Below are 15,874 nucleotides of genomic sequence, written 5' to 3'. Positions count from 1 at the left end.
TCGATTTGACAACAGAGCATGAGAAAGGATGCCAATAATGACTAGAAAAATATGCTTGATAGTTCTGGCGATTAGTATGGCTGCAGTGCTATTTGCTGGCTGCAACCGGACAGATACTGCAAAACAATCGGACAGTGCTGCCGCAACGACTGCAACAATCAAGGATTCAACCGGCAGAGAGATCAAGATCCCGGCGAAGATGCAACGGGTGATTGTTCTTAACTCCTCGACCTATAATATGGTTACGGCAATTGGGGCTGCGGATACAATTATCGGCGTGAATGACAGTACACAACAAGTCGAGCCTGCTGCCGTCAATCTGGAGGTTTTTGGAACATTCAGGCAGCCTAATGTGGAAAAAATAATTGAGGCCAGGCCAAATGCCGTGCTTGGAAATAGCAATATAAACCCAGCGCAGATAAAACAGTTGGAAGACGCGGGTATTACGGTGATATTTTTTGAGTTTTATTTGCCATCCATTTTGCAGGATGAGATTCTTACATTAGGAAAACTGTTTAACAAAGAGGCTGAGGCGCAAAAGTATGCTGAATTTATTATGAAGTACCGGAATCTTATTGAAACCAGGGTGAAGGATATTAAACCAGAGGACAAGGCGACTGTGTATTTTGAGGGTTATAGCGATTACTCTACTGTGGCACGAGGAACAGGTGGTGACGAACTGGTCAACAGAGCCGGTGGTATCAATATTGCTGGTCAGGAGAATGTGAAATACCCAAAAGTTAGCGCAGAGTGGGTGCTGCAAAAAAATCCCCAGGTCATCATTAAAACGGTATCCAGTAATAACCAGACAATGGGAGAAGGGTTGACTGACAAGGCTAAGGTTAAAGCTTTGTATGACAGCTTGATTGCTAGGACTGGCTGGAATGAACTGCCTGCTGTAAAGAACAACAAAGTAGTGTTATTGGCACAGGATATTGGCACAACTCCGGAAGGCAGTATTATCGGCATGTTGTATATGGTGAAGGAAATGTATCCGGATAGATTTGCAGACATTGACCCTTATGAAGTCTACAAACAAATGAAAAAAGAATTCTATCATGTGGATGCAAAGGGAATTATTGTATATCCTTAAGTAGTAAAAAACGGAAAATGGTTTTAGATAAAATAGTGAAATAAAGTAGAGGCGAGAGTATGGGAAAATCAAACAAACAACGCCGCGTCGTGTATCCCTTTGCGGCTTTGGCCGGGCAGGAGGAATTGCAGTTGGGGCTTTTGCTGCATGCTGTCAATCCCTGTCTGGGAGGAATATTGATTCGTGGTGAAAAAGGAACAGCTAAATCGACAGCTGTTCGCGGTCTGGCGGAAATGCTGCCAGATATGCTGGCCGTGGCAGACTGCCCGTACCATTGTGAGCCAGGAAATAAAGGCAAAGCCTGTGACGATTGCCGCAACCGGGGAGAAAATCTGCCGGCAAGGGTTATGCCGGTGCCTGTTATTGATATTCCGGTATCAGCTACCGAAGACCGGGTTGTTGGCAGTCTGGATTTTGAACAAGCCATTAAGGCTGGACACCGAGCATTCCTGCCTGGTTTAATGGGAGAAGCCAACCGGGGTATTATCTATATTGATGAAATCAATCTTTTGGATGATCATATTGTTGACGTGCTGCTTGATGCCGCTGGCAGCGGTATTAATGTTGTTGAGCGGGAAGGCATCAGCGTCACCCATCCGGCAGAATTTATCCTGGTGGGTACGATGAATCCGGAAGAAGGCGATCTTAGGCCGCAACTCTTAGACCGCTTTGCGTTGTGTGTTGATGTGCAGGGCTTGCTTGACAGGCAAGCCCGGGTGGAGATCATCAAGCGCCGTGAAGCCTTTGAAAAAAATCCGGATGAATTTATTGCCGCGTGGCAGGCTAAACAGGCTGAACTGCGAGAAAAAGTCATGACAGCCCGAACCCTGTTACCGACTGTTACCTTGGCGGACGAACTTTATACAAAAATTAGTCAATTATGCGCAGAGTCTTTTGCCGCCGGGCACCGTGCCGACATTATGCTTGTTAGGGCAGCACTGACACTGGCCGCTTGGCGTAGTCACCCAGCGGTAACAGAAGAAGACATACTGGACATTGCCCCGCTGGTACTGGCGCACCGCCGCCGTCAACCGCCGGAAGAATCAGAAACGCCCCAGCAGCAGGAACAAGAACAGCCAGAACCACCAGACGACCAAAACGAAGAGTCCCCGCCCCCACCCCCGCCTCCTGAAGGCGAACAGGAGGAAGATCAGGAAGAGAATAAAGACCAGGATCAGGACAAAGACAATAACAGTGAAGCCAATCCAGCCATGGAGGTCGTATTCGCCATCGGCAAACCCTTTGCCATCAAACGAATTACCATGGACAAAGACCGCCAGGCACGACGGGGATCTGGCCGCCGTTCACGCACCAAAACCGACTCCAGTGTGGGCCGCTATGTAAAAAGCACCAGTCACCGGGAGCGGGACGACCTGGCTATTGACGCTACCATTCGCGCTGCGGCGCCCTTCCAGCGGAGCCGTCAGTCCAACGGCATGGCTATTGTCATCAAATCCAGCGATATCCGGGAAAAAGTCAGGGAAAAACGTATCGGCAATTTTATGCTGTTTGTTGTAGACGCCAGCGGCTCCATGGGAGCTAAACAGCGGATGATTGAAACCAAGGGAGCCATCTTGTCACTCTTGCAGGATGCCTATCAGAAAAGAGATAAAGTGGGAATGGTTGCCTTCAAAGGCGAGCAGGCCGAAGTACTGTTGCCTCCGACCAACAGCGTGGAATTGGCGCAAAAGTGTCTAGTAGAGATGCCGGTTGGCGGCAAAACGCCGTTAGCGGCTGGTCTGGTCAAGGCCCAGGAGGTCATTAGACAGCAATTGAAGCGCAGTCCGCATATGCGACCCATTGTTGTCATACTATCAGACGGCAAAGCCAACGTCGCCATGGCTGAAGACAAACCTATGGCTGAAGCACACCGGGTAGCCGACAACCTGCGGGAAGAGTTCGACATCAAATATATTGTCGTTGATACTGAACAAAAAGGACTATTATCCTTTGGTAAAGCACAAGAATTGGCAGTGCGGCTGGGTGGTGAATGCTACACCATTGAACAGCTTAAAGTGGATAGTTTGGTCGATTTAGTACGAGGAGCTTTAGCATAATAACATAATAGCAGAGGAGATAGAAAGCATGCATAATCATAAACAAAGGAATTATCCATTTTCGGCTATAGTAGGTCAGGAAAGTATGAAAAAAGGGCTGATGCTCAACGTCATCAACCCCCGGTTGTCAGGGATACTCATTCGCGGCGAAAAAGGAACTGCCAAATCGACAGCCGTACGGGCCTTAGCCGAACTTTTACCAGAAATCGAAGTAGTGGCAGACTGTCCTTATCATTGTGATCCGGATCAGCCGCTGACTCATTGCCCGTCATGTCATGAGCGTTACGAACAGGGAGAAATCTTGCCCCGGGCCAAACGCACCATGAAAGTAGTTAACCTGCCGGTATCGGCAACCGAAGACCGGGTTGTTGGCACTCTGGATATCGAATATGCTATCAAACATGGCGAAAAGAAATTTGAGCCTGGCGTGCTGGCCGAAGCCAACCGGAGCATTCTCTACGTCGACGAAGTCAACTTATTGGACGACCACATTGTGGACGTCCTGCTGGATGCAGCGGCCATGGGCGTAAACACTGTGGAACGGGAAGGCGTATCCTTCTCCCACCCGGCTCAGTTTATCCTTGTAGGTACTATGAACCCCGAAGAAGGCGAGCTTAGGCCGCAACTGTTAGACCGTTTTGGCCTGTGTGTCACCATTGAAGGGATTGCCGATCCGGGCAAACGGGTAGATGTTATTAAGCGCCGCACGAATTTTGAAGAAAACCAAGAGGCGTTTGCTGAAACCTGGGAAGCCGAGCAGGGCAAGCTGCGGGATAAAATGGTGGCAGCGCAGCAACTGTTACCAAAGGTTAGCTATGATGATGAAGTGTTATATAACATTGCCGACATTGCCATTCAAATGGGTGTTGACGGTCACCGGGCCGACTTAGTCATGCTGAAAGCAGCCAAGGCGCTGGCGGCACTTAATGGCCGCGATAAAGTCGAGCAAGCCGATGTGTCCGAGGTAGTTGAACTGGCCCTTATGCACCGCATGCGGAAAAAACCTTTCCAGGAAATTGGTTCAGACCAGAAAAAACTGCAGGAAGTTATGTCTCACTCACACTCTCATCAACATGCGCATTCCCATGATCAGCATATTATCTAATGAGTCGCACACGCAATACAAGGATCAAAGGAACGAATGATACGCCCAAGTATAACGTATTTCAGTTCAGGTGCTGGAATGCTTGTGCCTACCAGCGCTGACTCAACAGGCCCCCGGCGACCGGTTGCATCCTTGGGCGAGAAGTTCCAAACAGTTGGTGTGATGATATCATAATACTTGACTTTTTCGTCTCTAATTTGTGCGCTATGGAGCAATGGGCCCCGCATGGCATCTGTTACAGCAATAGCCTGATCTGTAACCAGTTTATCTTTTTGCTTGATTGGCGGTTCACCGGGTTCAAGTTCGGTGAGCCATTTTTCTACCAGCTCTGCTATCAGCTCTGTTTCCAGTGACCGGGCCACAATTCGATCCATAGTTGACGTTCCACCTGAGTAGAACCCATTAAATAGCATCCGGGCCAGGGGGCCACCTTCATAATGCCTGCCATCGTAAAGCACCGCTTTTGTCCAGGAATAAGCCGCTGGTTTGTAGGGGGCAGGCTGAACGTTGGAGTTGGCAATGGACTGAGAACGTTCATACCACGCATGGGTTATGTCTTCTTGAAGGAGGTTTAACCTTGGTTTGGAGTAACGATCACCAATAAGAACTCCATCTTTCCAAAGAATTTGTTCATTTTTACTCCCAAACCGGAAAAGACCAAAGGACAGAAAACGTCCCGGAGTCCTGCCAATAGTAAAGTAATCTTTGTAGCAATGAGCAATTAGTTCGGTATCAGGCAGTAAACAGCCACTGATAAAATTGCGGATATCCCGAATTAAGGCTAGTGCCTGATTAATTTTATCAGCAGTTGGAGCTACCGCTACGCCTCCGTGGACAAAGCTGTGCTGATGTGGCGCTTTCCCGCCGAAGAGTGTCAACAGTTGATGGCATTTTGCAGATGCTTTTACTGCATTAATATAATGGGAGGCTACATTGCGGTTATCTGCGTCGTTTAAACGACAGTCATCACAGTTTTGCTCAAGAAACGGCGGATAATCCGGCATGATGACATAGTCTGGCAGACCAAAGAAATAAAAATGACGGATATGATTTTGAAGGAAATCGGCTCCTAACATAATGTTTCGTAAATACTGAGCGTTATCCTGAATCTCATTGTCATATAGTATATCCAGTAAGTAACTGGCAATAGCGCCGTGAGCAGTAGAGCATATACCGCATATTCGCTGCGTTAGATACACGGCATCAGTAACATGATGCTCACGCATAATATATTCGAAACCGCGAAACATAGTACAACTGACATCAGCTTCCTGAATAATGTCGTCCTCAATTGTTAATTCCACGGATAGCAACCCACTCAGACGAGTAACTGGGCTAAACAGGATTTTTTTTTGGCTCATAGGTATCTCCTTTCACAGCAGAATCCGATATAGCTCCAGTTTGCGTGCTTTTATCTTTTTTGGGTAGAGGAACAAAGAATGGAGTAGAACCATCGGGAAAATCCTGATTAGTACAGCCTATGCATGGGGTATTTACTTTGACAGGCCAACTGACATGGTTGGTCCACTGCCGGTAGGGGCAGTCTGCACTGGTTTTCGGCCCCACGCAGCCTAAAGAAAACATACATTCTATATCGCCTAACTTTTCAGCATAGTCCTTGTTATCAAAATAAGAACGGCGTTGACAGTGCCGGTGAACAGTAGCACCATAAAATAGAGTGGGACGTCCCAGGGAGTCAAGTTCCGGCTTGCCATACATGAGTAAATGAGCCAGTGTACCTACAAACCAATCGGGATTGACGGGGCAGCCGCTTACATTTATCACTTCCCGGTTCAATACCTTGCTGACTCCAACCGAGCCTGTCAGGTTAGGCGCAGCTGATGAGGCACCGCCGAAGCTGGCACAAGTTCCGATGGCTACAACGTACTCAGCCATCCTACCCAGAGTGGTCACTGCTTCTAAGGCGGTAATCACTCTTTTTTTAGTTCGGGCCACCACGTTATAGATGCCGTTATTCTGAGTTGGTATAGCTCCTTCCACAACAAGCGTGAACGATCCCTTGTATTTTTTGGCCGAGCCAAACAACAAAGCAAGAGCATCTGCACCCTGAGCGGCCATAAAGGTATTGCTGAATAAGAGGTTAATCATATCGGTAAATACCTGATGCAGATAGGGATAAGTCGTATTCATAAAGGCGATATTGTTGTCTCCGCTATCGCTGGTTTCCAACCATATTACTGGTAGTTTAACCTTGTTGTGACGCCGGATATGGTCGGAGGCGGCAGGAATAATACTAGCTGATAAGCTATGATTAGGGGAGCATACCTTTTGACGGCAAATAGCTTCAAAATCCTTCTTTTCCATAGTGCTCCTCATTTCATTATTTTTTAAAAGAATATGACCTTATAGCTGAACTAAGTACAACAATTTGAAACAGTAAGACGTCCCTACCTAAATATTTATTTAAACATGGCAGGAATTTCATAATCAATGTAGAAAAAATATAAAAACAAAAGCAGCAAATATAAATAAACATAACCATACTAACTGATGAATGGATATACGGTTTAATGCTGACTATATTCTATATGGTGTGTAAATTTACTTTAATCACAGATTTATTTAACTTTTCGTTATAATACCTTAATTGTTAAACTAACAATTACTAATATAAATACATTTAGATCACCTAACTATTTTTTCTGAGGTGATTCCTTGTCTTTAAATGACAAAACAGAGCGGCTGTATACCCTGATTCATAAAATAAACCGCAAACTGCGTAACCCGAAGTTCGACTCGACAGACCAGGATGTAGTACCACCTATTACAAAGGTTCAGTGGTGGATATTGAAGACTGTGTGGGAACGGAAGCAATGTACCGCCGGATTTCTTGCAAAAATGATAGGTGTTCGCCCCAGTACCATGTCGCAAATACTCGATCGCTTGGAGAAAGCCGGTTACGTTTCTCGCTTTGCAGATCCTGCCGATGCCAGAGTGCGGATAATTTGCTTAACTGATAGAGGACAAAACATATTTCACCACTCTGAATCCAAGTTTGTCGAAAAATTGGCCGGTCCACTTGGGTACTTGTCCCCGGAAGAACAGCAGTTTTTAATAGTATTACTGGAAAAATTAGCTAAGCAATTTCCACAACAAAAAAATTGCTGACTACACCCCAAGCGAGAAACTGCAAATTAATAAACTAATAACCAGGATAAATTGTAACACTATTTATTTAGTTCAACTAACTATTATGATTTATTCAGTCCGCCACGGAAGTTATCAAAGCTGTTCCAGGGACTCAGCTAGCGGAAATGTCGCGTTCAAAGCAACGAACTTTTTGCTGCGGGGCTGGGGGAGACCCCGGATTTGGACAACGCCTACCACCGATAATCTGATCACCGGTAATCGCGTTAAAGAAGCCGCCGCAACCGGAGCAGAAGTAATCGGTACTGCCTTCCGTTTTGTAAAATGGTTTTCTCTGAAGCAGTTAAATTGGAAGGTCCTTATAAAAGATTATGATTTTGGATATCGCTGAAATTTTAGCATCAAGTTTGTAATCTAGAATAAATAAGTCACTGGTGCAGGGAAGGGGGGACATCGGATAAGTATTCGATGAAAGGAGCGATAAGGTACTTTGAGCCTGCATAGCAAGCTCTTTGGCAGGAATAATTAATTCAAAAGAGTTAAGAACCACAATGCACAATTAGATGCAATTAGATAGGGTGTTTATAAGGGGGATAAGAAAATGAGAAAACCAAAAAAAGTAGCAGTTATAGCTGCATCAATCCTGATATATTCTAGTTTTGCGGCTATGGCAGCTGCAGAAGAAACCAATAACAGTGATACAACACTCGACGAAGTAGTAGTAACTGACTCCAAGCTTAATCCGCTTAAAATTCCTGTCAAAATGACTGTTATCACAGCGGATGAGATAAAAGCCAAAGGGGCTCAAGATGCGGCTGAAGCCTTGAAAGATGTAGCCGGCTTATATGTTACCAGTAGTAATACAAAGAGCAAAAAGTATGCTCAATTTCGCGGTAGTGATGCTAATAGCACTAAGGTAATTGTTGACGGAGTGATGCTCAGTACAGTTGGTGACGGGAGGACAGATTTATCACTTATACCTGCAGATAATATCGAGAAGATTGAGGTGATAAAAGGTCCTGCTCCCGTTATATACGGTACCAACGCTCCTGGCGGAATAATATTTATAACTACTAAAAATGGCAGTAAGGGAAGTTCCGGTTCGATATCGATAGCAAAGGGAAGTTGGGACACCGAGACGTATTCGCTCTCATTTGGCGGAGATACCGGAAAGGTTAACTATTATTTTGGCGTGAAAAAACAAGATACTGACGGCTATACAACCCACTCTGCCGAAAAATCAGAATACTACAATGGAAAAATTCGTTGGAATCTTAATCCTAAAGCCTCTCTGACTGTATTTGGCTCGTATTCCGACACGACCAAACAATTTCCTAATCGTATTGATGCAAATGGCAATATACTTAAATACCCTGGTCAAGGTGGCACTCTTACTTCACGAAATAATTATTTTGGCGGTGGTGACGCCCCTGGCAATACTTATGACTGGGCATATGATCCGATTAAACAATCATACATCGGTGCTGTATATGATCAAAAGCTAAACAATAATAGCGATTTCAGCTTGAGAGTTTATCAATCCAACCAAAAAAGTTTGCTTACTACTTCCGGTTATCAACGTGTGGATTGGGATGGCGATGTAAAGGGCTATGAATTGCAGCATACGATTAAAACAAGCCGAGTAAATACTGCTACCTGGGGTTATTCCTACGAAACCAGCGACTTCGTTGAGAAAACGCCCAATGGTTCTGGCACAACTCCAAATGGTACATATAACCGCGGTGACTATGATTACACCGGCAAAAGCTTTTATCTTCAAGACGTACTTAAGGTCAACAACAGACTGGATGCCAGCTTTGGATACAGGCATAATGAAACCGATGATCGCATCATAGTAAGAACAACAGCATATACCCCAAACTATCAAGATATACGTGGTAATTATTCATCAGATGATCCGGTTTTCACTTTAAATTACAAGCTAAGCGAAAATACTGTTTTACATGGCTCAATCGGGCAAAGCTTCAGATCGCCTAATGCAATGGAACGGTCTGCACCGCTTGCCAATACTAATCTTTTGCCTGAAGAAGCCCTTAACCGCGAAGTGGGACTGTCATCCACGACGAAGTCCGGGATTGGATTTGATGTTACCTACTTTACCAGAGACATAACAAACATGATTAAAGGCAATGGTGCGGGCGGCGGTCGTACCCAATACTACAACATACCTGATGTTGACATGCATGGCTTTGAGATGGAAATCAGCAAAAAACTCAGTCCATGTATTAAAGGATTCGCAAATTACTCATATACAAATGCTTATGACACTCGAGTGAAGACGCAAGTGAGTGATGTCCCTTATCGCAAGTTCTCATATGGTTTTAATTATGCAGGAAAAGATGGATTAAATGCCAACCTGGCCGTTAACTATGTTGGAGCAGTGAGAAGTATGTATAGTCAGGGCAATGGCAATGGTTCTAGCGATGGTAATGCAAGTGTAAGTGACAATGTCTGGGGATCTTGGAAGACCAAGGGTTTGCCAGCATACCATGTCGTTGATCTAAAAGTCAGCAAGACAGTAAAGAATACCGAGTACTATGTTAAGGTTCTAAACCTATTTGATAAGGAGTATTACCAGGGGGCATACCTTGTCGCGCCTGGCCGGTATACAGAGTTTGGTACAACCATCAAATTTTAATCAATACTAGTGCATTTTAAGAGTTGAGGTGTAAGATATGCAAATTCTGGTGTGTATTGATGATACGGATAATATAGAAAGTAGAGGAACAGGTGAACTTGCCGAAATGATTGCGCAGGCCATTGAGGAACATGACTGGGGTAAATGTTCTTGGGTTACACGCCACCAGTTGCTGCTTGATCCAGCTGTTCCATATACCTCGCATAATAGTTCAATGTGTTTTAAAGCTGATATCAAAATTGAATATTTACAGCAGATTATTGACTATGCAGCTATGTTTCTGGAACAGGAAAGTCAAGTTGAGGCAGATCCCGGTTTATGTGTAGTCGTTATTGATGACTTTCTTGATAATAAAAGTTTGATCGATTTTGGATACAGAGTAAAGCGGGAAGTAGTCACAAAAGATGATGCCTATAACCTGGCTAGCCGGTTGAATGTTCATCTTTCTGAGCATGGAGGCACTGGACAGGGAATCATCGGGGCTTTAGCCGGAGCAGGTTTGCGTTTAAGTGACAACGATGGCTGGATAAAAGGAAAAATCAAAATTAATGCACCTAATAACATCATAAATGTTAGAGATCTTTGTTCCCATCCCGCTGTTGACAAGGTAAGAAACATGCACGGAGTATATTTAGAAGATTCTGAATTAATTTTATTGGGGAATATGGTTAAGTCGATTATTATGGAGGGCAGGGCCGTAGTTTTAGTCCACAAATTAGATGAAGCTACTGATTTAAATTTATGGACAACCTGTTCAAAAAAACAACTTGCTAGCTACGAGGAGATGAGAACACTTGTGGAAAACCAATGAAAATGGCGAAAGAAACAATTTCCTGCTATAACTGCCGTTTTCGACGTTGGACCAGATCTTCTTTTATCTGTTGTAATTTGACAACAGATAAAGTATCAAAAAATAGGTATTGGCAAGAACTGCTGCTAAACAGCCAAGTCCATCGAAGCTTCCATAGATGAGTTGCCGATTGACGACGGAACTGATAATCCGGATTTAAGTCAATGAGGTGAGGTAATTGACAGTGGGGACCCTTTTGTTCATTTTCCCCCGTGGTAGTTGAGAAATTCGCAAAGTGGCAACACATTTTTCCCATTTTATATACTGATGGGATGCCGAGTGCATGAATGAGCAAGCTGGAAATTCATGATGGAATTTATAAATTCCGGAATAACAAGGTGCCGTTAGAAAATTGCTAACGGCACCTTGTTATCTCCATGTCAGTCTAATATAAACTACACCATATTATTTTTAATATTAATTTAACGTTTTCTTAACTTTTTTGCTCTTGGAATATGTCAAAATTTATATAATCAATATAACAAAAAATGGAGGAAACTTACGTGAAGAAACGATTCCTTTTTTCTCTGGCGGTTATCGTATCGGTTACAGCCAGTGTGTTTAACGGATTGGCGTTCGCTGAGGATTTACCGCAAATAAACAAAATTACTAAGTATCAGCTTAGCGTTCCCGAAAAGTACTATGTTAAATACGACGGTCCAAACAAACAAAATTTTACTAATGGATTTTTAACAGGCTTTGGCTCGGCAATTGCCCTCAAATCGATAAATAAAGATGGTTCTATTGATTTTTATGGTATTACTGACCGTGGGCCTAATGGAGATGGACCAATTTATCAAGATGGAGTAAAAAAATATAGCAGCAAGTTCTTTCCTACTCCGAAATTCCAGCCGCATATTGCTCTGATTCATATAAAAGACGAGAAAGCAACCGTTAGTGATATCATAGGTCTAAAAGATGAAAAAGGAAAGGCCATTACCGGTCTCCCCATTGAACCAGGCTTGGTTGGTGCCACCAATGAAATTGCCATTGATGACAGCTTCAGTCGTCTAGGTTATGACAATAATGGCATGGATACAGAAGGTATTGCGCTAGATGCAAAGGGCAACTTTTGGATTTGTGATGAATATGGTCCGTTTATTGCCCAATATAACAAACAAGGTAAACTTTTAAAAAAATATGCCCCAGGCAATGGTTTGCCGGAAATCATGAAATATCGCACCCCCAATCGTGGTTTTGAAGGACTAACCATAGCACCCAATGGTCTTGTCTATGCAGAAGAACAAAGTCCGCTAAATATTGATGGTAAGTCCGGAGCAACGGCTCAATTTACTAGAATCGTTCAGCTCGATCCCAAAACAGGGAAAACGAAAATGTTTGCTTATCCCATTGACGTAGAGGCTTACAAATCACCCCAAGATGCCAAGCTGGGAGATATCTATGCTATATCTGACACGCAGTTTCTTATGATTGAACAGGCAAAGGACAAATACAAGAAAATGCGCAACTTGATTTATCTGGTTTCTATTCAGAATGCCACTGATCTTACTGGAGTGACTGTCAATGGAAAAGAACCGGAGTTTACAGCCGATAAGGAAAAACTGGCGCAAGCTGGGATTAAATTAGCAGAAAAACGCTTGCTGGTCGATCTTCGAGCCAATAGTTGGGACATTGAAAAAGCGGAAGGTATTACCATGTTGCCTGATCATAAAACGATTGTTGTAACCAACGATAATGATTTTGGTATGACCACGGAGGTAGATGATTCCGAAAATAATAATCCAAATATAACTAAGTATGTTCTTATGCCTGATGGTAGCTTTACATATAAAGAGAAAGCTGCTAAGCCAAACGTTCATATTGTACCTAATGAAGAGTCTGAACGCAATCAATTTATTTGGTTTATTGAACTATCAGAACCACTAAAATAGCAATAACAAAAGCACACTTACAGATTGCAGCATGCAAGCCGTAGGTGTGTTTTGTTATTTACGCGCCAATGGCGAAGGGTGGCGCAGGGGTATAGATATATGGTTTTAAAAGGAAAATTATGACTAATTACGCGCGATATAGGCCTTGTGCAATAGGAGTCCCTCTTGGGAGAAAAATGAGAGGATGTTAATTTTGAAGATTAGAACTAAGATGTTAATAGGATATTTAGTAATTGCAATATTTCTTATCGTTGTGTGCTCAGTTGCGGTTTATGGGATGAATAACATGAGAACTGGCTACCAACTAGTTACAGACGAATCGGACCCGGCTATAATTGCCTTGCGCGAAATTCAATTCTATTTCACGGGTCAAGCCAATGATGAGAGGGGCTTTCTCCTGACTCAAGATAAACAGTTTAGACAAGAAATTCAGACTAAATCTACTCAAGTAAAAAAACGCATAGCGTTACTTGAAGGTTTAGTTAAAACCGCCGAAGAGAAAGAACTACTAAATAAGATTACCAGTTCACACACTCAGTTCACTGAAATCAATATAGCCGTAATAGAAAATTATAGTGCAGGCAATGTTGATGAAGCCAAACGGTTATCATGGGAAGATGGTCGTACAGTACGAAAAAAATTACAGACCAATTTTGACCAGTTAGTTAAAATAAATGAGGATCGAGCTAAGAATAACGTCACAAATGCTGAAGCAACGGCAAGGATGGCGATACAGATAATAATGTATGTTTCCGGGTTAGCAGTTGTCATATGTATGATAATAGGCTTCTATTTGGCGAGACGTATTTCAAAACCAATTAATTCGTTAGTCGAAGTGGTAAAAAGGGTTGCAGAAGGAGACTTGAGACAGGACATAAAAGTTGAATCTCAGGATGAAATAGGACAACTTATCGTGTCCTTCAATAGCATGATTGCGAGATTAAGAGCCTTGGTTCAGGGGATTCAAAATAATTCTGAACAGCTTGCTGCTTCCGCTGAGCAACTTACGGCCAGCGCTGAACAGTCAGCGCAAGCAGCAAACCAAGTAGCCACATCAATTAATGATGTAGCTACTGGCGCAGAAGAACAATTAAAAGAAGTAGGCGAAACCTCTGCCGTAGTAGAGCAGATGTCAGCCAGTATTCAGCAAGTTGCTGCTAGCGCCAATCAGGTAGCTGACAATTCATCGCAAGCCGCCGAAAAGGCAATAGATGGAGAACATTTTGTAGAAAAGGCCGTCAGTCAAATGACCTACATTGAACAGACTGTTAACAATTCTGCACAAGTTGTTTCTCAGTTGGGTGAAAGATCGAAAGAAATCGGACAGATTGTTGATACGATATCAGGAATTGCAGGGCAGACAAACCTATTAGCGCTTAACGCAGCGATTGAAGCTGCCAGAGCGGGTGAGCAAGGAAGAGGTTTTGCCGTAGTAGCTGAAGAAGTTCGTAAACTTGCAGAACAATCACAAGAGGCGGCAAAACATATCGCTACCCTGATTGGTGAGATTCAAGGGGATACAGATAAAGCTGTTTTCTCTATGGGTGAAGGTACCCGTGAGGTTAAGTTGGGGACAGAGGTTGTCACTACGGCAGGCCAGGCATTTAAGGAAATTGCTATGCTGGTAACGCACGTATCTGAACAAATAAAGGGGATTTCCGCTGCTATTCAGCAGATGGCCAGTGGTAGCCAGCAGATAGTAGCATCAGTGAAGGAAATCGACGAGCATAGCAAGACGGCAGTTGGAGAATCGCAGACGGTGTCGGCGGCAACAGAAGAGCAATCGGCATCTATGGAAGAAATCGCTTCATCCAGCCAAAGTCTCGCCAAGCTGGCCCAGGATCTCCAGACAGCCGTTAGCCAATTCCGTGTTTAGTGAATGAAGGGGAGTAAACTAATACAGGATATCATTGACGGCTCGTTGTAGCCGTCTTTCATTTTTTGTTTTTGACTTCAGAAGACTAATTTAATATGAAGTTAACAATTACTTAACCCTATTTTTATACATCTTGCCTATAATATAAATGTGTATAGGTTAGAGTAAATTACCGAAAGTAGGGAAGAAAATGTTACAGCTACTATCTGGAGAATCATATAACAAACAAGCTTCCCATACCATAAAAAGTAAATTTAAAAGCGCAAAAAAATTGCATCCCCTAACGGTTAAAAACATTGGATTGCAACAGCGTGGTAAGCTAAAGCAAAGCTTACTAGACGCATTACATCGCAGACGTTGTCAAAAAGAAATCGAGGCTGCTGTAGCAGTTGAACGTTGCTACAACTTGATTGATTTGCAGGTTAATGCTTTTATATTGAAAGGGACTGAAAGTATTAGATTGCATGCGCCCCAAATACTGGCAGGAAAAACCAGGGTAGAGAACTACTTATTTCAAGAGATTCTTAGCCCTGAAGCTATAGATAATCTTTTCCAAACAATAAAGCATGATATACAATTGGAAATCAGAAGATTCTACGGCACGATATCAGCTGATCTTGTTTCTTTTCAATTTAATGCCGAAGGTTCCGCAGCGATTACTCAACTAGTAACCAGTGTTGATGAGTATAGAAATACTCTTTTTATGGCTGAGATAGCAACAGAAGTGGGCGACAAAACTTGGCAGAAGGCTATGGGTAAAATTGACATAAATCCTATATTAGGAAAACTGCTGCAAAAAATAAAGTTAGGAACTATTTGTATGAAGGCAGTAGGTTGTGATTACAATTTGCTTGTTAAACAATGTTGTCAGCAACTGGAAAAAGAATTGACAGGTATATTGTTTAATGTTGCACACAATGCTAAGCTGCTTTTGCGTAAAAAAGTAGCTCAAGTGTTTTATGGTATGTATGATAATACATATAGCATGGACTTTGCGATTATGGAGCATACTATAAAGATGCGAGATTTTCAATGCCAAAAACAACCAAAATACATCAAAGAACGAATTGAGCAACAGGCCATGTAGTGTTGAGGACCTGTTTTTTGGGGTTTACTTTTGTACGGCAAAGAGATGATCAAAATAAGCATATGGTAGAAGGGCTAGCTGGGCAAAAGAGCTCTTAGAAGATAGAAAGATAGAAGCACCTTAGATGGCTAGGGAGCCTTGAAACAC

Annotated in this window: 12 protein-coding genes; 10 read left to right on the top strand and 2 right to left on the bottom strand. The window is 43.1% G+C overall.

Translation table 11 applies throughout. The features are described from left to right. The first annotated feature begins 37 nt into the window (after nucleotides 1–37). Genes AC1ECB_RS09850 through AC1ECB_RS09840 form a run of 3 tightly spaced genes read left to right on the top strand, consistent with a single transcriptional unit; the run spans nucleotide 38 to nucleotide 4,255 of the window. Nucleotides 38–1,093: an ABC transporter substrate-binding protein gene (locus tag AC1ECB_RS09850; RefSeq protein ID WP_485668530.1), complete on the top strand. Its 1,056-nt coding sequence runs from the start codon at nucleotides 38–40 to the stop codon at nucleotides 1,091–1,093. A gap of 59 nt (nucleotides 1,094–1,152) precedes the next feature. Further along, nucleotides 1,153–3,150 (top strand): putative cobaltochelatase, encoded by a 1,998-nt coding sequence (locus AC1ECB_RS09845; protein WP_485668529.1) that lies wholly within the window; start codon nucleotides 1,153–1,155, stop codon nucleotides 3,148–3,150. A gap of 28 nt (nucleotides 3,151–3,178) precedes the next feature. Continuing rightward, on the top strand, nucleotides 3,179–4,255 hold the full coding sequence (locus AC1ECB_RS09840) for a magnesium chelatase ATPase subunit I (protein ID WP_485668528.1): 1,077 nt from the start codon (nucleotides 3,179–3,181) through the stop codon (nucleotides 4,253–4,255). Here AC1ECB_RS09840 and AC1ECB_RS09835 read toward each other — a convergent pair. Then, the gene (locus AC1ECB_RS09835) at nucleotides 4,252–5,616 is read right to left on the bottom strand and encodes a nickel-dependent hydrogenase large subunit (protein WP_485668527.1); all 1,365 of its coding nucleotides are present in this window, start codon (nucleotides 5,614–5,616) and stop codon (nucleotides 4,252–4,254) included. The genes AC1ECB_RS09840 and AC1ECB_RS09835 overlap by 4 nt on opposite strands. After that, nucleotides 5,591–6,580 carry a hydrogenase small subunit gene (locus AC1ECB_RS09830; protein WP_485668526.1) on the bottom strand — a complete coding sequence of 330 codons (990 nt, stop codon included), beginning with the start codon at nucleotides 6,578–6,580 and terminating at the stop codon, nucleotides 5,591–5,593. Before AC1ECB_RS09830 ends, AC1ECB_RS09835 begins: the two co-directional genes overlap by 26 nt. A 351-nt stretch (nucleotides 6,581–6,931) precedes the next feature. On the opposite strand from AC1ECB_RS09830, the gene AC1ECB_RS09825 reads away from it, so the two are divergent. The 7 genes from AC1ECB_RS09825 (at nucleotide 6,932) to AC1ECB_RS09795 (ending at nucleotide 15,727) form a co-directional block, all read left to right on the top strand. Next, a complete protein-coding gene (locus AC1ECB_RS09825) occupies nucleotides 6,932–7,384 on the top strand; it encodes a MarR family winged helix-turn-helix transcriptional regulator (protein ID WP_485668525.1) in 453 nt (150 codons plus the stop codon). 92 nt (nucleotides 7,385–7,476) lie between these two features. Further along, nucleotides 7,477–7,614: a heterodisulfide reductase-related iron-sulfur binding cluster gene (locus tag AC1ECB_RS09820; RefSeq protein WP_485669312.1), complete on the top strand. Its 138-nt coding sequence runs from the start codon at nucleotides 7,477–7,479 to the stop codon at nucleotides 7,612–7,614. A 350-nt stretch (nucleotides 7,615–7,964) separates the two neighbouring features. Next, a complete protein-coding gene (locus AC1ECB_RS09815) occupies nucleotides 7,965–10,022 on the top strand; it encodes a TonB-dependent receptor (protein WP_485668524.1) in 2,058 nt (685 codons plus the stop codon). Nucleotides 10,023–10,059: 37 nt separating this feature from the next. Continuing rightward, nucleotides 10,060–10,833, top strand: coding sequence for a hypothetical protein (locus tag AC1ECB_RS09810; RefSeq protein WP_485668523.1), 774 nt, complete (start codon nucleotides 10,060–10,062; stop codon nucleotides 10,831–10,833). 542 nt (nucleotides 10,834–11,375) lie between these two features. After that, nucleotides 11,376–12,764, top strand: coding sequence for an esterase-like activity of phytase family protein (locus AC1ECB_RS09805; protein WP_485668522.1), 1,389 nt, complete (start codon nucleotides 11,376–11,378; stop codon nucleotides 12,762–12,764). A gap of 193 nt (nucleotides 12,765–12,957) precedes the next feature. Beyond that, nucleotides 12,958–14,640, top strand: a complete 1,683-nt coding sequence (locus tag AC1ECB_RS09800; protein WP_485668521.1) for a methyl-accepting chemotaxis protein — start codon at nucleotides 12,958–12,960, stop codon at nucleotides 14,638–14,640. Nucleotides 14,641–14,830: 190 nt separating this feature from the next. Further along, nucleotides 14,831–15,727, top strand: coding sequence for a hypothetical protein (locus tag AC1ECB_RS09795; RefSeq protein WP_485668520.1), 897 nt, complete (start codon nucleotides 14,831–14,833; stop codon nucleotides 15,725–15,727). Nucleotides 15,728–15,874 lie beyond the last annotated feature (147 nt).

The sequence above is a fragment of the Sporomusa sp. 246TCP1 genome (assembly GCF_057319775.1).
Note: the sequence above shows the minus strand (reverse complement) of the source record. Positions and strands in the feature narration are given on the sequence as shown.